Source organism: Pseudarthrobacter chlorophenolicus A6 (assembly GCF_000022025.1).
GTDB lineage: Bacteria > Actinomycetota > Actinomycetes > Actinomycetales > Micrococcaceae > Arthrobacter > Arthrobacter chlorophenolicus.
The window spans coordinates 1767338-1786806 of the sequence record NC_011886.1 but is presented as its reverse complement, the minus strand read 5'-3'; the positions used below and the strand labels follow the sequence as shown (position 1 = coordinate 1786806).

General features: G+C 65.9%; 16 protein-coding genes. 5 read left to right on the top strand and 11 right to left on the bottom strand.

Annotation, left to right across the window (positions count from 1 at the left end):
* Positions 1-103: 103 nt before the first annotated feature.
* The gene (gene glnA / locus ACHL_RS08035; protein ID WP_015936802.1) at positions 104-1528 is read left to right on the top strand and encodes a type I glutamate--ammonia ligase; all 1425 of its coding nucleotides are present in this window, start codon (positions 104-106) and stop codon (positions 1526-1528) included.
* A 339-nt stretch (positions 1529-1867) separates the two neighbouring features.
* Here the strand turns inward: glnA (ACHL_RS08035) and ACHL_RS08030 are convergent, their stop codons facing one another.
* From ACHL_RS08030 to glnA (ACHL_RS08020), 3 genes are read right to left on the bottom strand one after another with little or no spacing between them, the layout of a single operon-like run.
* The gene (locus ACHL_RS08030) at positions 1868-2410 is read right to left on the bottom strand and encodes a GNAT family N-acetyltransferase (protein ID WP_015936801.1); all 543 of its coding nucleotides are present in this window, start codon (positions 2408-2410) and stop codon (positions 1868-1870) included.
* Positions 2400-5411: a bifunctional [glutamine synthetase] adenylyltransferase/[glutamine synthetase]-adenylyl-L-tyrosine phosphorylase gene (locus ACHL_RS08025; protein WP_015936800.1), complete on the bottom strand. Its 3012-nt coding sequence runs from the start codon at positions 5409-5411 to the stop codon at positions 2400-2402. The genes ACHL_RS08030 and ACHL_RS08025 overlap by 11 nt, the downstream gene beginning before the upstream one ends.
* Positions 5412-5420: 9 nt before the next feature.
* Complete coding sequence (gene glnA, locus ACHL_RS08020; RefSeq protein WP_015936799.1) at positions 5421-6761, bottom strand: type I glutamate--ammonia ligase; 1341 nt, start codon at positions 6759-6761, stop codon at positions 5421-5423.
* Positions 6762-7038: 277 nt separating this feature from the next.
* Between glnA (ACHL_RS08020) and panB the strand changes: the two genes are divergently transcribed.
* Positions 7039-7929: a 3-methyl-2-oxobutanoate hydroxymethyltransferase gene (panB, locus tag ACHL_RS08015; protein WP_015936798.1), complete on the top strand. Its 891-nt coding sequence runs from the start codon at positions 7039-7041 to the stop codon at positions 7927-7929.
* A 32-nt stretch (positions 7930-7961) separates the two neighbouring features.
* Here the strand turns inward: panB and ACHL_RS24160 are convergent, their stop codons facing one another.
* The gene (locus ACHL_RS24160) at positions 7962-8126 is read right to left on the bottom strand and encodes an SPOR domain-containing protein (RefSeq protein WP_015936797.1); all 165 of its coding nucleotides are present in this window, start codon (positions 8124-8126) and stop codon (positions 7962-7964) included.
* 119 nt (positions 8127-8245) lie between these two features.
* Between ACHL_RS24160 and map the strand changes: the two genes are divergently transcribed.
* Both map and ppgK read left to right on the top strand, forming a co-directional pair.
* Positions 8246-9124, top strand: a complete 879-nt coding sequence (map, locus tag ACHL_RS08010) for a type I methionyl aminopeptidase (protein WP_015936796.1) — start codon at positions 8246-8248, stop codon at positions 9122-9124.
* Positions 9125-9215: 91 nt separating this feature from the next.
* Entirely contained in the window at positions 9216-10019 is an 804-nt protein-coding gene (gene ppgK, locus ACHL_RS08005; RefSeq protein WP_015936795.1) for a polyphosphate--glucose phosphotransferase, read from the top strand.
* Positions 10020-10223: 204 nt separating this feature from the next.
* Here ppgK and nrdR read toward each other — a convergent pair whose 3' ends face one another.
* The 3 genes from nrdR to ACHL_RS07990 form a co-directional block, all read right to left on the bottom strand.
* On the bottom strand, positions 10224-10727 hold the full coding sequence (gene nrdR / locus ACHL_RS08000; protein ID WP_015936794.1) for a transcriptional regulator NrdR: 504 nt from the start codon (positions 10725-10727) through the stop codon (positions 10224-10226).
* Positions 10728-10923: 196 nt separating this feature from the next.
* Entirely contained in the window at positions 10924-12300 is a 1377-nt protein-coding gene (hisD, locus tag ACHL_RS07995) for a histidinol dehydrogenase (protein ID WP_015936793.1), read from the bottom strand.
* A gap of 9 nt (positions 12301-12309) precedes the next feature.
* Positions 12310-12852 (bottom strand): hypothetical protein, encoded by a 543-nt coding sequence (locus ACHL_RS07990; RefSeq protein ID WP_015936792.1) that lies wholly within the window; start codon positions 12850-12852, stop codon positions 12310-12312.
* Between the two features lie 154 nt (positions 12853-13006).
* Here ACHL_RS07990 and ACHL_RS07985 point away from each other — a divergent pair, with 154 nt between their 5' ends.
* Positions 13007-13507, top strand: coding sequence for a flavin reductase family protein (locus tag ACHL_RS07985; RefSeq protein ID WP_015936791.1), 501 nt, complete (start codon positions 13007-13009; stop codon positions 13505-13507).
* Between the two features lie 83 nt (positions 13508-13590).
* Here the strand turns inward: ACHL_RS07985 and dnaE are convergent, their stop codons facing one another.
* The 4 genes from dnaE to ACHL_RS07965 form a co-directional block, all read right to left on the bottom strand.
* The gene (dnaE, locus tag ACHL_RS07980; protein WP_015936790.1) at positions 13591-17148 is read right to left on the bottom strand and encodes a DNA polymerase III subunit alpha; all 3558 of its coding nucleotides are present in this window, start codon (positions 17146-17148) and stop codon (positions 13591-13593) included.
* A 50-nt stretch (positions 17149-17198) separates the two neighbouring features.
* Positions 17199-18125 (bottom strand): RluA family pseudouridine synthase, encoded by a 927-nt coding sequence (locus ACHL_RS07975; protein ID WP_015936789.1) that lies wholly within the window; start codon positions 18123-18125, stop codon positions 17199-17201.
* On the bottom strand, positions 18118-18690 hold the full coding sequence (lspA, locus tag ACHL_RS07970; protein WP_015936788.1) for a signal peptidase II: 573 nt from the start codon (positions 18688-18690) through the stop codon (positions 18118-18120). The genes ACHL_RS07975 and lspA overlap by 8 nt, the downstream gene beginning before the upstream one ends.
* A 90-nt stretch (positions 18691-18780) precedes the next feature.
* Positions 18781-19467, bottom strand: a complete 687-nt coding sequence (locus tag ACHL_RS07965) for a DivIVA domain-containing protein (RefSeq protein WP_015936787.1) — start codon at positions 19465-19467, stop codon at positions 18781-18783.
* Positions 19468-19469 lie beyond the last annotated feature (2 nt).

Genomic DNA, 19469 nt, shown 5'->3' with positions numbered 1-19469 from the left:
GCGGCAGGGCCACAGCAGGGAAAACCTTGCGTCTTCCCTGCTTTCGGATTGCGCTGGATCATATGGCTGCGGCCAGATATTTACATATGCGTTAGGAGCATAGATGTTCAAGACTGCGGACGAAGTCCTCAAGTTCATCAAGGACGAAGATGTAAAGTTCGTCGATATCCGCTTCACCGACCTTCCCGGCGTCCAGCAGCACTTCAACGTTCCGGCCAAGAGCGTTGACGCTGACTTCTTCGTCAACGGCCAGCTCTTCGACGGTTCTTCCATCCGTGGCTTCCAGGGCATCGCCGAATCGGACATGCAGCTGATCCCCGATGTGACCACCGCGTTCCTGGACACCTTCCGCATGGAAAAGACCCTCGCGCTGAACTTCTCCATCGTGAACCCGCGCACCGGCGATCCCTACCACCGCGATCCCCGCGGCGTGGCCGAAAAGGCCGAAGCGTACCTGGCTTCCACCGGCATCGCCGACACCGCATTCTTCGCTCCCGAGGCCGAGTTCTTCGTCTTCGACAACGTCCAGTACCAGTCCTCCCCGCAGGGCAGCTTCTACAAGATCGACTCCGAAGAAGCGCACTGGAACACCGGCCGTGAGGAAGAGGGCGGAAACCTCGGTTACAAGACCCCCGTCAAGGGCGGTTACTTCCCGGTCTCCCCCACGGACAAGCAGGCCGACCTGCGCGACGCCATGTGTGTTGCCCTGGACGAGGCCGGCCTTGAGGTCGAGCGCAGCCACCACGAAGTTGGCTCCGCCGGCCAGGCTGAGATCAACTACAAGTTCACCACCCTGACCCACGCTGCCGATGACCTGCAGAAGTTCAAGTACGTCATCAAGAACACCGCGGACGCCTGGGGCAAGTCGGTCACCTTCATGCCGAAGCCGGTCTTCGGTGACAACGGTTCGGGCATGCACTGCCACCAGTCGCTGTGGAGCAACGGCGACCCGCTGTTCTACGACGAGAAGGGCTACGCCGGCCTGTCCGACACTGCCCGCTGGTACATCGGCGGCCTGCTGAAGCACGCCGACGCCGTCCTGGCCTTCACCAACCCGACGGTGAACTCCTACCGCCGCCTGGTCAAGGGCTTCGAAGCTCCGGTCAACATGGTCTACTCGCAGGGCAACCGCTCTGCCGGTATCCGCATCCCGATCACCGGTTCCAACCCGAAGGCCAAGCGCATCGAATTCCGCGCTCCGGACCCCTCCTCGAACCCGTACCTGGCGTTCGCTGCCCAGCTGATGGCCGGCATTGACGGCATCCGCAACCGCATCGAGCCCCCGGCACCGATCGACAAGGACCTCTACGAGCTGCCCGCCGAGGAAGCCAAGGACATCCCCAAGGCTCCGGGCACCCTGGAAGAAGCCCTGGAAGCACTGCGCGAGGACAACGAGTTCCTGCAGGCCGGCGGCGTCTTCACGCAGGACCTGATCGACACCTGGATCGAGTACAAGTACGAGAACGAGATCCGCCCGCTGTCCCTGCGCCCGAACCCCTACGAGTTCGAGCTCTACTACGGCGTCTAGTCTCCCCTCCGCCCGGCAGTTCTGCCGGGCGCACTGAGACAGCAAAAGGCGGCCACCGGTGATCCGGTGGCCGCCTTTCGCGTTCCCGGGCCGAAGGCCCGGGAAGAATGGGAAGGCCCGGGAAGAATTGGGAGGGCCCGGATTGTCTGGGAAGGCCGGATTGATTAAAGGTGGAGGCCCGGCTCCAGACGTGCTGAGACCGGGAGCCAGGCCTCCTGACGAATGCCCCCCGAGACGAAGACTGTTCGAGCCTTCCCCCCAACAAGGTTGAAGAACACCGCCATTCCACATCATCGAATAAACGGTTTCCCAAAGCAATAAGGGCCCGCCGGTGTTACCTCATTGTGGCTTGACGAACGGCATGAACAGGGTCCGCTGCGGCCCCGCAGAGCCGCCGGTGTACTGGCCATGGTCCACGAAGCCGGCTTTCAGGTAGGCCGCCAGTCCGGCTCCGTTGGCCTCGTTGACGGAGAGTACGACGCCGGATGCACCGGTGGGGTGCCGGCGCTCGAGTTTTCCTGCCGCCACCACGGCCGCGGCAGCTCCCAGCGTCCCCAGCCCTTTGCCCTGGTGGCGCCGGTCCACGAGGAACCCCCGGAGCAGCCAGGCAGAGCCGTCATCCGGCCAGCCGGCCAGGGTGGCCGCTCCGGACTGCAGGGTGAGCACGCCTATGGCACGCCCGCCGGCCTCCATCACACAGGGATGCCGCCCCTCTTCCGCCAGGCCGGTGAGCGCCATGCGCAACGGGTCACCCACGAATCTCTCCTGGCCGGGTTGGAGCCGGAGCCTGGCCACAGCGTCCAGCTGGATTGCCTGGGCGTCCGCATCAAGGTCCCGCAGCGGGATGATCCAGACGGACCCAGGGAATCCGTCAGTGCCCATAGAAAATGCGCTCGAAGACTCCACGTGCCCGCCGGCTGACCCGCAGGTAGTCCTCCTCCAGGGCTGCGGCGTGGCCGGGCTCATAGCCGCACCACCGGGCCACCGCTTCGAGGTCGCGTCGGGATGAGGGCAGGAGGTCGGACGCCTTGCCGTTCCAGATGACGTTCGCGGACCTGATCCTGCTCGCCAGCCGCCAGGCCTGGGCCAGCGTCTCTGCGTCGTCCTGGTCTAGCAGCCCCAGCTCAGCCGCGGCCTCCAGCGCCGGAAGCGTGGACGTGGTCCGCAGCTCCGGGTGTTCGCCGGCGTGCTGGAGCTGGAGCAGCTGGACCAGCCATTCGACGTCGCTCAGGCCGCCGCGGCCCAGTTTCAGGTGCCGGGCGGGATCGGCACCGCGGGGCAGCCGTTCCGACTCCACCCGGGCCTTGACCCTGCGGATCTCCCGGATGTCCTGCCCCGCAACGGTCTCGGGGTAGCGGATGGGGTCGATCAGGGCCAGGAAGTCGGCGGCGAGGCCGTCGTCACCGGCCATCGGACGCGCGCGGAGCAGCGCCTGGGCTTCCCAGATCAGCGACCAGCGGCGGTAATACTCGGCAAAGGATTCCAGGGAGCGGACCATGGCCCCGTTCTTGCCTTCCGGCCGAAGGTCAGCGTCCATCTGCAGGACGCGCTCGGCCATAATGGCCGGCTTCAACGGCTGGGTCAGCAGGCTGGACACCTTGGCAACGATCCTGCCCGCCTGTTCCTGGGCCTCAGCCTCGGAAAAGCCTGGCAGGGCCCGGTGGACGTACATGACATCGGCGTCCGAACCGTACCCGATTTCCCGCCCGCCCTGCCGGCCCATGGCCACCACCAGAACGGCGGTCTTCAGGGGTCCGCCGGCGGACACGATCCCCTCGGCCACGCGCAGGGCACCCAGGACGGCGGCCCGGTCAGTATCGGCAAGGGCAGAGCCCACCTGGTCCTGGTCCAGCAGCCCGGCCGAGTCGGCCACGGCGATGCGGAGGATTTCCCGCCGGCGGATGAGCCTGATCAGTCGCATGGCGCTTTCCGGATCGGAGTGCCGTGACATCTTGGACGTAATTTCCTGCCACTGCGCTTCGAAGGACACCGGAACAAGGTCCTTGTCCTGCCCCAGCCAGGCAACCGACTCCGGGGACACTTCCAGCAGGTCGGCGATCAGCCGCGAGTTGGAGAGCATGTGGCAGAGCCGCTCGGCCGCAGCGTTCGAGTCGCGGAGCAGGCCAAGGTACCAGTGCGTGGTTCCCAGAGCCTCGCTGACGCGGCGGAAGGCGAGCAGGCCGGCGTCGGGATCCACCCCCTCGGCAAGCCAGTCGAGGAGGATGGGGAGCAGCTGGCGCTGCAGTGCAGCCCGCCGGCTGACACCGGCCGTCAGGGCTTCGATATGCCGCATGGCGCCCTGCGGGTCGCTGTATCCAAGTGCGGCCAGCCGGGCCTGGGCGGCCTCGGGGGTGAGCTTGGCGTCCTCGCTGCTGAGCTTGGCCGCCGTGTTGAGCAGTGGCCGGTAGAAGATCCGTTCATGCAGTTCCCGGACGGACCGTTTGGTCTTCTGCCAGGCACTCAGCAGGGCATCGGGGTGCGGCCGATCATTGGAGAACGGGCCGAGCACCGCCTTTGCCAGGGCACGCAAGGCCGGTTCGGCCACCGGCATCAGGTGCGTGCGGCGCAGCTGGAACAGCTGGATCCGGTGCTCCAGGAGCCGCAGGTACCGGTAGGCGTTGTCGAAAGCTGCGGCATCCGTGCGCCCGATGTAACCACCCGCCGACAGTGCCGCAATCGCCGACGTGGTGTCCCGTCGCCGTAACGTCTCATCCGCCTTGCCATGGACCAGTTGCAGCAGCTGGACCGTGAACTCCACGTCCCGCAGGCCGCCGCGGCCCAGCTTGATCTGCCGCTGCTCCTCGGCAGCGGGGATGTGCTCCGTCACCCGGCGGCGCATGGCCTGGACGGACTCGACGAACCCGTCGCGGCCTGCGGAATTCCAGATCAGCGGGGCCACCGCTTCCTCGTACCGGCGGCCCAGCCGGGCGTCCCCGGCGATGGTGCGCGCCTTCAGCAGCGCCTGGAACTCCCAGCTTTCGGCCCAGCGTGCGTAGTAGGCCTCGTGGGAGGCCAGGGTGCGTACCAGCGGCCCGGATTTACCCTCGGGCCTCAGGTTCGCGTCGACCTCCCAGAGGCCGGGCTCGCGCGCCACGGAGGAGATGGCACGGGAGATCCCGCTGGCCAGCGCGGTTCCGATCGTGTTGGCGTGCGCGTCGTCCAGCTGCCCGGCATCAATGACGTAGATGACGTCGACGTCGGAGATGTAGTTCAGCTCGCGGGCACCGCATTTGCCCATTCCGATGACTGCCAGGCCCACGTCGGCGACGTCGGCGGCGTCGAACTGTTCTGCCGCTTCGGCCCGCGATACAGCAAGGCCGGCTTCGATGGCCGCGCCGGCAAGGTCGGCCAGCTCGCCTCCCACCGAAGGCAGGAAGTCCAGCGGGTCCGCGGCGCAGAGATCCTTGATGGCCAGGTCCACCACTCCCCTGCGGTACGCCGTCCGCAGCGCAGCGTAGGCCTCCGCGCCTGTCACGGCAGCAACGGGACGCGCGGCGCGGGGATCAGCGCCCACCGACTGCAGGAGGGTGGACCGCAGCTCCGCGGGGTCGGCGGGAAGGGGCTCCGGGCTGGTGCGCACGTTGAACGCCGTGAGGTGTTCGGGGTGGCGGATCAGGAACTCGCCCAGGGCCTCCGAGGCACCGAGCACCCGGTACAGCGGCTCACTGGTTTCGGGATCCGCCCCAGCCACGGCACGCAGGTCGGGGTGCTTTTCGATGAGCCGCACCAGGGACTGCAGGGCGGCGTCCGGGCTGGCCGACAGCTGGAGTCCGGCAAACAGCCGGTCCTGGTCCAGCCCCTCCAGCTCACGTGCCGCCAGGAAGCGTTCGCCTTTTTCCAGGTCGCTGAATCCGGCCGCGATGAGGCGGCGTGCCAGGCTCACGCCGGCAGCCTAGAGGATGCCGAGGTTGCGCTGCAGTTCGTAGGGCGTCACCTGCAGGCGGTAGTCCTGCCATTCGGCCCGCTTGTTGCGGAGGAAGTGCTCGAACACCTGCTCGCCCAGGATCTGCGGCATCAGTTCGGAATCCTCCATGGCGCGGATGGCGTCATGCAGGCTGGCCGGCAGGGGGTCGTGTCCCATGGCCCGGCGTTCGGCCGAGCTCAGCGACCAGACATCGTCCTCGGCGGCGGCCGGGAGGTCGTAGCCTTCCTCGATGCCCTTAAGGCCGGCGCCCAGGAGCACTGCGTACGCCAGGTACGGGTTGGTGGCGGAATCGATGCCGCGGTATTCGATCCTGGCGGACTGGCCCTTGCCCGGCTTGTACAGGGGAACGCGGACCAGGGCGGAACGGTTGTTGTGGCCCCAGCTGAGGTAGCTCGGCGCTTCGCCGCCGCCCCACAGCCGCTTGTAGGAATTCACGAACTGATTGGTCACAGCGGTGAACTCAGGAGCGTGCTTGAGGATGCCTGCGATGAACTGGCGCGCTGTCTTGGAGAGCTGGTACTCAGACCCGGCTTCGAAGAACGCGTTGCTGTCGCCTTCGAACAGGGAAAAGTGCGTGTGCATGCCGGAGCCGGGGTGGGCCGTGAACGGCTTGGGCATGAAGGTGGCGTAGGTTCCCTGCTGCAGGGCAACTTCCTTGATGACCGTGCGGAAGGTCATGATGTTGTCCGCCGTCTGCAGGGCATCGGCGTACCGGAGGTCGATCTCGTTCTGTCCCGGGCCGCCCTCGTGGTGGCTGAATTCCACGGAGATGCCCACGGACTCCAGCATGGTCACCGCGGTCCGGCGGAAGTCCTGGGCCACACCGCCCGGCACGTGGTCGAAGTAGCCGCCCTCGTCCACCGGTACCGGCGCACCGTCAGCACCGAGCTCCTGCGATTTGAGGAGGTAGAACTCGATCTCCGGATGCGTGTAGCAGGTGAAGCCCATGTCCGCGGCCTTGGCCAGGGTGCGCTTGAGCACGTTGCGGGGATCAGCGGTGGAGGGTTCACCGTCGGGGGTGAGGATGTCGCAGAACATGCGTGAGGTCTGTTCCGTCTCGCCTCGCCACGGCAGGATCTGGAAGGTGGCGGGATCGGGCTGCAGCAGCATGTCCGATTCAAAGACGCGCGCCAGGCCCTCGATGGAGGAACCGTCGAAGCCAAGGCCTTCCTCGAAGGCCCCTTCGACCTCTGCCGGTGCCAATGCCACGGACTTCAGCGATCCCACGACGTCGGTGAACCACAGGCGCACGAAACGTACGTCGCGCTCTTCGATAGTGCGCAGGACAAACTCTTGCTGGCGGTCCATGATGGCCTCTTCTCCGGTCAAACGTCCATGCTCCGGGTCCACGCAAGGGGAAAGCCGGCAGCAGTTCACCAACACTGTACTAAGCATTCGACGCCGATGCTTGAGCCTGCGCCGCACGTAACACACCATTAACCTGGCGCACGGTCCGCGCCGGCCCGCGGACCCGCCTTTCCCGATCCCCGGCAGCCAGCCGACGCCCTTGGTTATGACGGTAATCACCTTTGCCGCCCGCCCCCGGCGGTAGCTAGGACGGCCGGTACCGCACTACGCTCGTCCCATGGCCTCCAACAGCTTCGAATCACGCGCGTCCGCTGAAGTACCCGCCCCCTACGGCAGCGGCCCTGCGCAGCCGGCTCCCGCAGCCGAGCGGAAGCCCGCCAAGGTGCGCATCCACCACCTGCAGCAGGCCAAGCGGGACGGAACACGGTTTGCCATGCTGACCGCCTACGAGCAGTACACAGCCGAGATCTTCGATGCCGCCGGAATCGAGGTCCTGCTGGTGGGCGATTCCGCCTCCAACAACGTCTTCGGCAACGAGACTTCCCTTCCAGTCACCGTTGACGAGCTCCTCCCGCTGTGCCGGGCGGTGGCGCGCACCGCCCGGCGCGCCCTCGTGGTGGCGGACCTGCCGTTCGGCAGCTACGAGGTTTCCGCGGAACAGGCCGTGGCCACCGGCGTGCGCTTCCTGAAGGAGGGCCTGGCGCATGCGGTCAAGATCGAGGGCGGCGCCTACTACGCCCCCACCGTCCGGGCCATGGTCCAGGCCGGCGTTCCGGTCATGGCCCACATCGGCTTCACCCCGCAAAGCGAACATGCCCTCGGCGGCTACCGGGTCCAGGGCCGCGGCGATGATGCGCAGCGCCTGATTGACGACGCCGTCGCGTTGGCCGGGGCGGGCGCGTTCTGCGTACTCATGGAGATGGTCCCGGCCGAAACGGCGGCCGCCGTGGACGCCGCCGTCGACGTTCCCACCGTGGGCATCGGCGCGGGCAAGGAAACCACCGGCCAGGTGCTTGTCTGGCAGGACATGGCCGGGCTGCGCGGCGGCCGGATGGCGAAGTTCGTCAAGCAGTACGCGGACCTGCGCAGCACACTGCTCGACGCGGCCACGCAGTACGGCAACGATGTCCGGACCGGACAGTTCCCGGGCCCGGAGCATTCCTTCTAGCCCGGCACCTGCTTGGGGCGGGCACCTGCCCGTCAGTCGTCGTCGCCCTTTTCCCAGGCCTCGTTCCGGGCGCGGACCTTTTCAATCGCGTGTTCAGCCTCTTCCCTCGTCTTGTAAGGCCCGATCAGCTGGCTCCAGTCGGAAAGCCTGTCCTCTTCGACCTCGTGGGTATTGACGTTGTACCAGTACTCAGGCATTGCTGCTCCTCGGTTCGGCCGGCGCCTCCGGAACGTGATCCGCGTAACGTTGATTCTTACGGCGGCGTGCCCGGCTTCGCGGTTGTTAGGCGTTCTGTGGTGCCTTATATGATCAATCTATGCCTTCCCTTGCCTCGACTGCACCCATCGGCACCCTCACCCCCGGTACCGTCAGCCCGCAGCGTCCCGTCCCGGCGTCCATCCCCCGCCCGGAGTACGTGGGCAAACCCGGCCCCGCCAAATTCACCGGCTCCGAAGTGAAATCCGCGGAGACCATCGAAAAGATCCGCATCGCGGGCAGGATTGCGGCGCAGGCCATCGTGGAGGTGGGAAAACACATTCAGCCCGGTGTCACCACCGACCAGCTGGACAAGGTGGGCCATGAGTTCCTCCTCGACCACAACGCCTACCCCTCCACGCTCGGCTACCGCGGCTTCCCCAAATCCCTGTGCTCTTCGCTGAACGAAGTCATCTGCCACGGCATCCCGGACAGCACGGTGGTCCAGGACGGCGACATCATCAACATCGACATCACCGCCTTTATCAACGGCGTGCACGGCGACACCAACTACACCTTCCTGGTGGGCGACGTGGATGAGGATTCCCGGCTGCTGGTGGAACGGACACAGGAATCCCTGAACAGGGCCATCAAGGCCGTTGCCCCGGGCCGAGAAATCAACGTCATTGGCCGCGCCATCCAGTCCTATGCGAAGCGCTTCGGCTACGGCGTTGTCCGTGACTTCACCGGGCACGGCGTGGGCGAGGCTTTCCACACCGGGCTGATCATCCCGCACTACGACGCCGCTCCGGCCTACAACACCGTCATCGAAACCGGCATGGTCTTCACCATTGAACCGATGCTCACCCTGGGCACCGTGGAATGGGACATGTGGGCCGACGACTGGACCGTAGTCACCAAGGACCACAAGCGCACCGCCCAGTTTGAGCACACCCTCCTCGTCACCGAAAACGGCGCCGAAATCCTCACCCTGCCGTAGCCCGCCGCACTGCGGCCGCACCGGCCTGCGAGAACCGCCGGCCTCCCGGCACCCTATTCCCTGCCCGTCCCCTGCCACGAACGGAAACCCATTGGCCAAGAAAGACGAGAAGTCGCACAAGAACGCCCCGCTGATCGGCATCGACATCGGAGGCACGGGAATCAAGGGCGGCATCGTCGACCTGAAAAAGGGCAAGCTGCTGGGCGACCGGTTCCGCGTACCCACGCCGCAGCCGGCCACCCCGGAGTCCGTGGCCGAGGCCGTGGCCCTGGTGGTGGCCGAGCTCTCCGCACGTCCCGAGGCCCCGGAGGCCGGCTCGCCGGTCGGTGTGACTTTCCCGGGCATCATCCAGCACGGCGTTGTCCACTCCGCTGCGAATGTGGACAAGAGCTGGCTCGACACCGACATCGATGCGCTCCTCACCGCCCGGCTGGGCCGCCCCGTTGAGGTCATCAACGACGCCGATGCCGCCGGACTCGCGGAAGCCCGCTACGGTGCGGGCGAGGGCGTCAAGGGAACCGTCCTGGTCATCACGCTTGGCACCGGAATCGGCTCGGCCTTCATCTTCGACGGAAAACTCGTGCCGAATGCCGAGCTGGGCCACCTGGAAGTGGACGGCGTCGATGCAGAATCCAAGGCGTCCGCCGTGGCGCGTGAGCGGGACGGGCTGTCCTGGGACGAATACAGCGTGCTGCTGCAGCGCTACTTCTCCCACGTGGAGTTCCTGTTCTCCCCGGAACTGTTCATTGTGGGCGGCGGCATCTCCAAGCGTGCCGACGAATACCTGCCCAACCTTAAGCTCCGCACCCCGATTGTCCCGGCGGTGCTCCGGAACGAAGCCGGGATTGTGGGCGCCGCAGTCGAGATAGCACTCCAGCACAAGCTCACCAAGTAGGCCCTACCGCGACGCCGGCACTGCCAGCAAACGCAGAACGCCCCTTCCGGCTCCGGAAGGGGCGTTCTGCATTGTGGTGATCTGCGTGCAGTGACCCGCCGGGCCGCCTGGCCCGGGACGTCCAGGCACGGTTTGTGCAGGCCGTTGGGCGGTGAGGTACCGGCGGCAGCTGCGGCTTCCCCTCCGCAGCTGCCGCCGGAAGTCTTAAAGGGAAGTCTTTTCCGGCTTCCGCGGCGTGGCGGGGCGTTCCGCGGCGTCTTCCTGCGCCTCGTGGCGGAGCTGGGCGATCGCTGCCTCAAAGTCCTCGAGGGATTCGAAGGCCTGGTAGACGCTCGCGAAGCGAAGATAAGCGACCTCGTCCAGCTTCTGCAGCGGACCAAGGATGACCAGGCCCACCTCATGGGCGTCGATTTCCGCGGCGCCGGAAGCGCGGATCTGCTCTTCGACTTCCTGGGCCAGCATGGCGAGGTCGTCTTCACTCACCGGGCGTCCCTGGCAGGCCTTGCGGACACCGTTGATGACCTTGCTGCGGCTGAAGGGCTCGCCCACTCCGGACCGTTTGATGACCGAGAGGCTGGTGGTTTCCACGGTGGTAAACCTGCGACCGCATTCCGGGCACTGGCGGCGCCGGCGGATGGCGGAGCCGTCATCAGCCATCCGGCTGTCCACCACCCGGGAATCGGGATTGCGGCAGAACGGACAGTACATGGCGTCCCTCTCTCGCAGGGTCCCTTCGGGGACTGTGGAATCGGCATTCGGCAGGTGAAGACTATGGTGGCACAGGTTGGCGGCATCACTGCCGCAGCCTCCAGTTTACGGCGGCCGGTACGTGAATAACAAGCGTGTCATTACCACATGTAGTGGGAGGGTCAACTACATGTAGTATCCCCGGACCTCTTCGGGGTTAGCTTGCGGCACCCGGGAAACGTACCGTCACGGCGTCACCGTGTGCGGGGAGGTCTTCTGCGCGGGACAGGTTCACGATGTGGCTGCTGACCTCGGCCAGGGCGTCCCTGCTGTAGTTCACCACCTGGATGGCGCGCAGGAACGTGGTGACATTCAGGCCGGAGGAGAAGGCTGCGGTTCCGCTGGTGGGCAGCACGTGGTTGGAGCCGGCGCAGTAGTCGCCCAGGCTGACGGGGCTGTAGTCCCCCACGAAGATCGCCCCGGCGTTCCTGATCCTCGCCGCTACGGCCGAGGCGTCCCTGGTCATGATCTCCAGGTGCTCGGCGGCATAGGCATCGCAGGCGGCGATGCCCTGTTCCAGGCCGTCCACCAGCACCACGCCGGACTGCGGTCCGGAAAGGGCCTCACGGACCCGGCCGGAATGCTTTGTGGCTGCAGCCTGCACGTCCAGCTCCGCGCGCACGGCAGCGGCGAGGTCCTCCGAATCAGTGATCAGGACTGACGCCGCCTGCGGATCGTGTTCTGCCTGGCTGATCAGGTCTGCCGCAACCAGGGCGGGCTGCGCGGTGGCGTCAGCGAGGATGGCGATCTCGGTGGTACCTGCCTCGGAATCGATGCCCACCACACCCTTCACCAGGCGCTTGGCGGTGGCGACGAAGATGTTGCCCGGCCCCGTCACAACGTCAACGGGCTCCAGTGCCGGGCCGGCTTCGGTCGCGTCAACGCCGTAGGCGAAGGCTGCGATCGCCTGCGCGCCGCCGATGGCGTACACCTCAGTAATTCCCAGCAGGGCGGCCGCAGCAAGGATGGTGGGGTGCGGCAGCCCGCCGAACTCCTTCTGCGGCGGCGACGCCAGGGCGATGGACTCCACGCCGGCGGCCAGTGCCGGCACCACGTTCATGATGACCGACGACGGGTAGACGGCCAGGCCGCCGGGCACGTAGAGGCCTACGCGTGCCACCGGAACCCAGTTCTGGCTGACCAGGGCGCCATCGCCGAGTTCGACGTCGACATTGCGGGGACGCTGGCCATCAGCAAAGATGCGGGCACGCCGGATGGATTCCTCGAGTGCCTTCCGGACGGCGGGGTCCAGTTTCTCCAAGGCCGAGTCCATGGCTTCCGCGGGGACTCGGGGGTGGGACTGCTCCACCCCGTCGAAACGGAGCGCCAGTTCAGCCAGAGCCTCGAACCCCCGCGCGCGGACGGCGCCGATGATGTCGAGGACCTTCTCTTCGGCGTTGGCCACCGTCTGTCCCTGCGCACGCGGCACTGCCGCTCGGAGCCCGGCGAGGGTCAGGTTTCGGCCCCGGACGTCCACCGTCCGGAAGTTCACGGCAGTGGCAGGGGTGGCGGGAAGCTCCGATGAAATGGTCACCGGACCATTTTACGGGGCGCCGCGGCCGCTGCTGCCAGCTGCGTCCTCCAGCGGGTTCCCGGCGCGGGGCTTCCGGCCCAGCTGGTCGAAGAGCTCCAGGGCAAAAACGGAAATGGCAGTGGCTGCCGGCCACAGGAGCAGCACCGGCAGTGCGCGGAGGGAGAACGCCAGGCTTGCGTTCACGGCGGTGTCCACCGGGGTGCCCCATAGCCGTCCGGCCACCATACCTGTCTGCCAGGCCAGGAGGCTGCCAATCAACGCTCCGGCCAGGCCCAGCACCAGCGACGCCTCGGGCCGGGGGCGACGGCGGTCAGCCAGGAATACTGCAAGGAGGCAGCCGGCAAGGACCATCAGGCCGGCGAGCGTGAGATCCCGCGGCAGCCAGGCGGAGGGGTTGGAGCCGGTAGCCAACGCAGGGTCCCGGGTGATCAGGTTGAGGCCGCCCGGTGCGAGCAGCCACCACAGGACTCCGGCAGGAATGCCGGCAACCGCAGGAACGGCAAAGAGGGCCCACGGCAGGCGCGGCCGGTCCGTGCGGGGTGTAAGTGTCATGCCACAAATCTTAACAAATGTTCCCATCGGCTGGCCGCTGGCCGGCCGCGGGATGTTGCCCTTCCGCCTGTGTCGGAATGTTGCTGTCCTGTGGAAGGCGGACAATAGGGTTAGGGAAACAAGCAACTGCCCATCCAGCCTTCAGGAGTACCGGGTGACCGACAACAGCGCGCCGTTCGAACGGACGTTCAGGGAAATGTTCCGGCGCCACGCCGCCGGGGTGGCCATCATCACGGTCAACTACCAGGACGAGCCCTACGGTTTCACTGCAACGTCAGTGGCTTCGCTTTCCGCCCAGCCGCCACGTTTCACCTTCAACATGGCCCGCAGTTCGCGCTCCTGGCCGGCGGTGGCCAACACCACCCACATCGGAGTGCACATGCTGGGACTTGAAAACCAGCAGTTGGCCGCACGGTTCTCGGCCGCCGGAAACCGGTTCGAGGGCGACCACTGGGCAACGGGGCCGCACGGGGTACCCGTGCTGAAGGACGTTGCGGGCTGGCTGATCGGCGAAGTGCAGATGCGCCTGTCCTTCGAAAACAACGCCGTGGTGGTGGTCCAGGTGGTTGACGGCCAGGTGGGCGGCGAAGGCACGCCCCTGCTGTACCACTCAGGCGGTTACGGCCAGCCTGTCCCCCTCGACTACGAAATCTAGCCCCGGCAAACGAACCTCCCGCAGAAGGGCGGACGACGGCGGAAGGCGGCTTCCGCCGTCGTGCTTTCCTTGGCGAAGAACTCCTAGGCGTCCAGGCAGGCCGGGCCCAGGAGAACTTTCAGGTCGCCGAACAGCGAGGGGCTCGGGTTGACCCGCAGGTGCACTGGCAGGCCCATGACCTCGGTGCGGGTGTCGCCCTGGAGGTGCAGCCGCACCTCGGAATTTCCGCGGTGGGTACGGAGCACATCGCCGAGTTCGGTCACCACGGCCTCGGTGGCCTTGTGCGTCTGCATGGTGATGACCAGCGGCCCGTTCAGGCCTTCGCTGAGGTCCGGGACGGACAGTTCCATACAGTTCAGGGTGATGGCGCCATCGTCGCGTTTCTGGAGGCGGCCCTTCACCACCACGATCAGGTCTTCGGCGAGCACGGAGGCGATGGGTCCGTAGACCTGGCCGAAGAACATGACCTCGATGGAACCGCCCAGGTCCTCCACCTCAGCGCGTGCGTAGGCGTTGCCGCTGGCCTTGGCAATCCTGCGGCTGAGTGAGGTGATCATGCCCGCGATGGTGAGGATGGCGCCGTCCTGCGGCCCGTCTTCACCCAGGATGGTGGTGATGCTCATTTCCGCGTGCTGGCTCAGCACCCCTTCCAGGCCCTGGAGCGGGTGGTCCGAGACGTAAAGACCCAGCATGTCGCGCTCGAACGAGAGTTTGTCCTTCTTCTCCCACTCGGGCAGGTCCGGGATCTCGATGCTCAACGACGCTTCGGACTCGGCCTCCTCGAAGCCCGCGAAGAGGTCGAACTGGCCGATCGCCTCGTTGCGCTTCAGCGTGATAACGGAGTCGATGGCTTCTTCGTGGATCATCGCCAGCGCGCGGCGGTGGTGGCCCAGGGAGTCGAAAGCGCCGGACTTGATCAGCGACTCGATGGTGCGCTTGTTGCAGACCACCGCCGGTACCTTCATCAGGTAATCCTTGAAAGAGGTGAAGGCGCCCTCGCTTTCGCGCGCGGCAACCATGGCCTCCACCGCGTTGACGCCGACGTTGCGGATGGCGCCCATGCCGAAGCGGATGTCCGTGCCCACAGGGGTGAAGTTCAGGGCCGATTCGTTGACATCCGGGGGCAGCACGGTGATGCCCATGCGACGGCACTCGTTGAGGTAGATGGCCGACTTGTCCTTGTCGTCGCCCACCGACGTAAGCAGCGCAGCCATGTACTCGGGTGCGTAGTGCGCCTTCAGGTAGGCGGTCCAGTACGAAATGACACCGTAGGCGGCCGAGTGGGCCTTGTTGAACGCGTAGTCGGAGAACGGGAGCAGGATGTCCCAGAGGGTCTTCACGGCCGCCATGGAGTAGCCGTTGTCCTGCATGCCTTGGGAGAACCCGGCAAACTGCTTGTCCAGTTCCGATTTCTTCTTCTTGCCCATGGCACGGCGGAGGATATCTGCCTGGCCCAGCGAGTAGCCGGCCAGCTTCTGCGCCACGGCCATGACCTGCTCCTGGTAGACGATCAGGCCGTAGGTGCCACCGAGGATCTCCTTGAGGGGTTCCTCCAGTTCCGGGTGGATGGGGATGACTTCCTGGATGCCGTTCTTGCGGAGCGCGTAATCGGTGTGCGCATTCGCACCCATGGGACCCGGACGGTAGAGCGCAAGGACCGCGGAAATGTCTTCGAAGTTGTCAGGCTTCATCAGCTTGAGCAGGGACCGCATGGGTCCGCCGTCGAGCTGGAAAACGCCCAGGGTGTCGCCCCGGGCCAGGAGCTCGTAGGACGGCGCGTCGTCGAGCTCCAGGTTTTCGAGGTCCAGGTCGATGCCGCGGTTCATCTTGATGTTCTCAAGGGCGTCGGAAATGATCGTCAGGTTCCGCAGGCCCAGGAAGTCCATCTTGATCAGGCCCAGGCCCTCGGACGTGGGGTAGTCGAACTGGGTGATCACCTGGCCGTCCTGGAAGCGGCGCATGATGGGGATGACGTCGATGATCGGGTCCGAGGACATGATGACGCCGGCGGCGTGCACACCCCATTGGCGTTTCAGGCCCTCGATGCCCAGGGCCGTCTCGAAGACCTTGGCGGCCTCCGGATCCGTGCTGACAAGCTGCCGGAAGTCCCCTGCTTCGCTGTACCGCTTGGATTCCGGGTTCTGGATGTCTGCCAGCGGAATGTCCTTGGCCATGACAGCCGGGGGCAGGGCCTTGGTGAGCTGCTCCCCCATGCTGAACGGGTAGCCCAGCACGCGGGAGGAGTCCTTGAGCGCCTGCTTGGTCTTGATGGTGCCGTAGGTCACGATCATGGCCACGCGCTCGTCGCCGTACTTGCGCGTCACGTAGTCGATGACTTCGGAGCGGCGCCGGTCATCGAAGTCGACGTCGAAGTCGGGCATGGAAACGCGGTCCGGGTTGAGGAAGCGTTCGAAGATCAGGCCGTGCCGCAGCGGATCGAGGTCAGTAATGCGCATGGCGTACGCCACCATGGAACCGGCACCGGAGCCACGGCCGGGGCCTACGCGGATGCCGTTGTTCTTCGCCCAGTTGATGAAGTCCGCCACCACTAGGAAGTAGCCGGGGAAGCCCATCGAGGTGATGACGCCCAGCTCGTAGTCCGCCTGCTTGCGGACCTCATCCGGGATGCCCTTGGGGTACCGGTACTGCAGGCCCTTGTCCACTTCCTTGACCAGCCAGGAGGTTTCGTCCTCGCCCGGCGGGCAGGGGAACCGCGGCATGAAGTTGGCGTTGGTGTTGAACGAGACTTCGCAGCGCTCGGCGATCAGGAGGGTGTTGTCGCACGCTTCGGGGTGGTCGCGGAAGAGCTCGCGCATTTCCTGCGGGGACTTCAGGTAGTAGCCGCTGCCGGAGAACGCGAACCGGGAGCCGCCGTTGTCGTAGGTGGGCTCCAGCAGGGTCGAGCCGGACTGGATGGCCAGCAGCGCCTCGTGCGCCTTCGCGTCATGCTCATGGGTGTAATGGAGGTCGTTTGTGGCCACCAGCGGCAGGTTCAGTTCCTTGGCCAGGCGCAGCAGGTCACCGGTGACGCGCCGCTCGATGTCGAGGCCATGGTCCATCAGTTCGCAGAAGTAGTTCTCGGCACCGAAAATGTCCCGGAACTCCGCCGCGGCTTCCACAGCTTCGCGGTACTGGCCCAGGCGCAGCCGGGTCTGGACCTCGCCGGAGGGGCAGCCGGTAGTGGCGATGAGGCCCTCGGAGTACGTGTTGAGCAGTTCCCGGTCGAGCCGCGGCCACTTTCCGAAGACGGAATCCAGGGATGCGATGGACGATGCGCGGAAGAGGTTCCGCATCCCCACGTTGTTGTAGCTCAGCAGTGTCATGTGGGTGTACGAACCACCACCGGAGATGTCGTCCTTGCGCTGGTTCTCTTCACCCCAGCGGACGCGCGTCTTATCCCCGCGGGCGGTGCCGGGAGTCACATAGGCTTCGACGCCGATGATGGGCTTGATGCCCTTGGCCTGCGCTTTCTGCCAGAAATCGAAGGCGCCGAACAGGTAGCCGTGGTCCGTGGTGGCCAGCGCAGGCATGCCCAGCCGTTCGGTTTCGTCGAACAGTTCCCCCAGCCGGGCGGCTCCATCCAGCATGGAATATTCGGTGTGGGTGTGCAGGTGGACAAACGAATCATTGCTGGAAGTCACCGCACTATTCTATGCGCTGGCCGGTTACGGCACTGCCAGTACGGCGCGGGTCAGGCCTGTCCCGAGGCCAGCACGTCGAGGGCGAAAGCCAGGTCCTGGGGATAGTCGCTGGTCACGCGCACCCGCTCACCCGTCACGGGGTGGTCGAAGCCAAGTTCCCTGGCATGAAGCCACTGCCGCGTGAGCCCCAGGGTTGCAGCCAGGCGCGGATCGGCGCCGTACGTGAGGTCGCCTGCGCAGGGGTGGCGGAGTGCGGAGAAATGGACCCGGATCTGGTGGGTGCGGCCGGTCTCGAGATGGACTTCCACGAGGGACGCCTTGCCAAAGGCTTCCAGCACTTCGTAGTGGGTGACGGATGGACGGCCCTCTTCCGTCACGGCAAACCGCCAGTCGTGCCCCGGGTGGCGGCCGATGGGCGCATCGATGGTTCCGGTCAGCGGATCCGGCAGGCCCTGCACCACGGCGTGGTAGACCTTGTCCACGGTGCGTTCCTTGAACGCCCGCTTGAGGGCCGTGTAGGCCCTCTCGGATTTGGCCACCACCATCACGCCAGACGTCCCGACGTCGAGCCGGTGGACAATTCCGGCCCGTTCCGGTGAACCGGACGTGGAGATGCGGTAGCCGGCGCCGGCCAGGCCACCCACCACAGTGGGCCCCACCCAGCCGGGAGAAGGGTGCGCGGCGACCCCCACCGGTTTATCGACGACGACGAAATCGTCGTCGTCCAGCAGGATCTTCAGGCCTTCCACAATTTCCTCCACGACTTCCAGCGGATCACGCCGCTCCGGAATGGTGACCTCCAGCGTGTCGCCGGCCGCCAGTTTCGCTGACTTGCCAAGTGCTTTACCCCGGCTGATCACGTGCCCTTCCGCAATCAGTGCGGCGGCAGCTGAGCGCGAAATGCCCATGATGGCTGCGAGGCCAGCATCCGCGCGGGTGCCGCCGTATTCCTCCGTGACGATAATCTGCTCAGGCATCGGCGTCCGTGCCCTTCTGCTCGCCATGCACCCGGGTTCCGTCGAGGGAGATGCCGCGAAGGGTCAGGATGCAGATGATGGCCACGGCGGAGACCACGGCGGAATCGGCGATGTTAAAGATGGCGAAGTTGGGCAGCTGGATGAAGTCCACCACATGGCCCATGCCGAACGAGGGTTCCCGGAACAGCCGGTCCGTCAGGTTGCCGAGCGCCCCGCCAAGCAGCAGGCCCAGCGCAAGGGCCCACCAGACAGACCCCAGTTTCCGCACCTGGAAGAGGATGGCGACGGCGACAGCGGCCATGATGATGGAAAACACCCACGTGACGTTCTCGCCGATGGAGAAGGCTGCCCCGGAGTTTCGGATGAAATACCAGTGCAGGAGCGGTGGCAGGACCGGGATGCGTTCGCCCTCCACCATGGAGGACGTCACCCAAATCTTGGTCAGCTGGTCGAAGACGTAGGCAAATACCGCGAATCCGGCGAAAAAGGACAGCAGCACCCCGCGTCGTGGGCGGGGTGACGGCGGGACAGGGCGGGCAGCGCCGGCGGCAAGTTCGTCAGTCATGGTGCTTTCATTCGTAAAACCGGGTCAATGCCAAAAGCCGGTGGCCGAGGAATCCTCAGCCACCGGCTTTCAGAATACGTGCTGTACGTGCTAGTTGGCTTCGCTGACTTCCGGCGTCGCCACGGAGCCGCGGGCATCCAGGTCGCGCAGCTGGCCTTCGATGTAGGCCTTCAGGCGTGAGCGGTAGTCGCGCTCGAAGCCGCGGAGCTGCTCCACCTTGCGTTCCAGGACGGAGCGCTGCTGCTCGAGTGCACCGAGGATCTTGCGTGACTTTTCCTGGGCGTCGTTGACGAGGCTGCTGGCTTCGATCTGCGCCTCGGCGATGATCTTGTCCTTCTGCGACTGGCCGTCTGCAACGTGGCGGTCGTGCATCTGCTGCGCCATGGCCAGCAGGCCTGCAGCGGATTCAGCAGAGGGCGTGGAGGTGGACGCCGCTGCGGCAGCAGGGGCTGCGGCGACGGGAGCGGCCGGCTGGACGTCCTTCTTCTTCGCTTCGGCGGCCTTGGCCTCTGCCTCTGCCTTTTCGCGGGCTTCGTCCTTGTCAGCCTTGACGGGCGCGGGAACCTTCTCCACCACGGGGGCGGCAGCGGCGGTTGCCGGAACGCTGGAACCAGCCTCGGCGAGCTTCTTGCGGAGCTCGTCGTTCTCCTGGTTCAGGCGGCGAAGTTCAACGACGATCTCGTCCAGGAAGTCATCTACTTCGTCCTGGTCGTAGCCCTCGCGGAACTTGGTCGGCTGAAAGCGCTTGTTGACAACGTCTTCTGGCGTCAAAGCCATCT

Coding starts and splice junctions, on each gene's coding strand:
- glnA (WP_015936802.1), top strand. CDS start 104: ATGTTCAAGACTGCGGACGAAGTCCTCAAGTTCATCAAGGACGAAGAT.
- ACHL_RS08030 (WP_015936801.1), bottom strand. CDS start 2,410: ATGGGCACTGACGGATTCCCTGGGTCCGTCTGGATCATCCCGCTGCGG.
- glnA (WP_015936799.1), bottom strand. CDS start 6,761: ATGGACCGCCAGCAAGAGTTTGTCCTGCGCACTATCGAAGAGCGCGAC.
- panB (WP_015936798.1), top strand. CDS start 7,039: ATGGCCTCCAACAGCTTCGAATCACGCGCGTCCGCTGAAGTACCCGCC.
- ACHL_RS24160 (WP_015936797.1), bottom strand. CDS start 8,126: ATGCCTGAGTACTGGTACAACGTCAATACCCACGAGGTCGAAGAGGAC.
- map (WP_015936796.1), top strand. CDS start 8,246: ATGCCTTCCCTTGCCTCGACTGCACCCATCGGCACCCTCACCCCCGGT.
- nrdR (WP_015936794.1), bottom strand. CDS start 10,727: ATGTACTGTCCGTTCTGCCGCAATCCCGATTCCCGGGTGGTGGACAGC.
- ACHL_RS07990 (WP_015936792.1), bottom strand. CDS start 12,852: ATGACACTTACACCCCGCACGGACCGGCCGCGCCTGCCGTGGGCCCTC.
- ACHL_RS07975 (WP_015936789.1), bottom strand. CDS start 18,125: ATGCCTGAGCAGATTATCGTCACGGAGGAATACGGCGGCACCCGCGCG.
- lspA (WP_015936788.1), bottom strand. CDS start 18,690: ATGACTGACGAACTTGCCGCCGGCGCTGCCCGCCCTGTCCCGCCGTCA.
- ACHL_RS07965 (WP_015936787.1), bottom strand. CDS start 19,467: ATGGCTTTGACGCCAGAAGACGTTGTCAACAAGCGCTTTCAGCCGACC.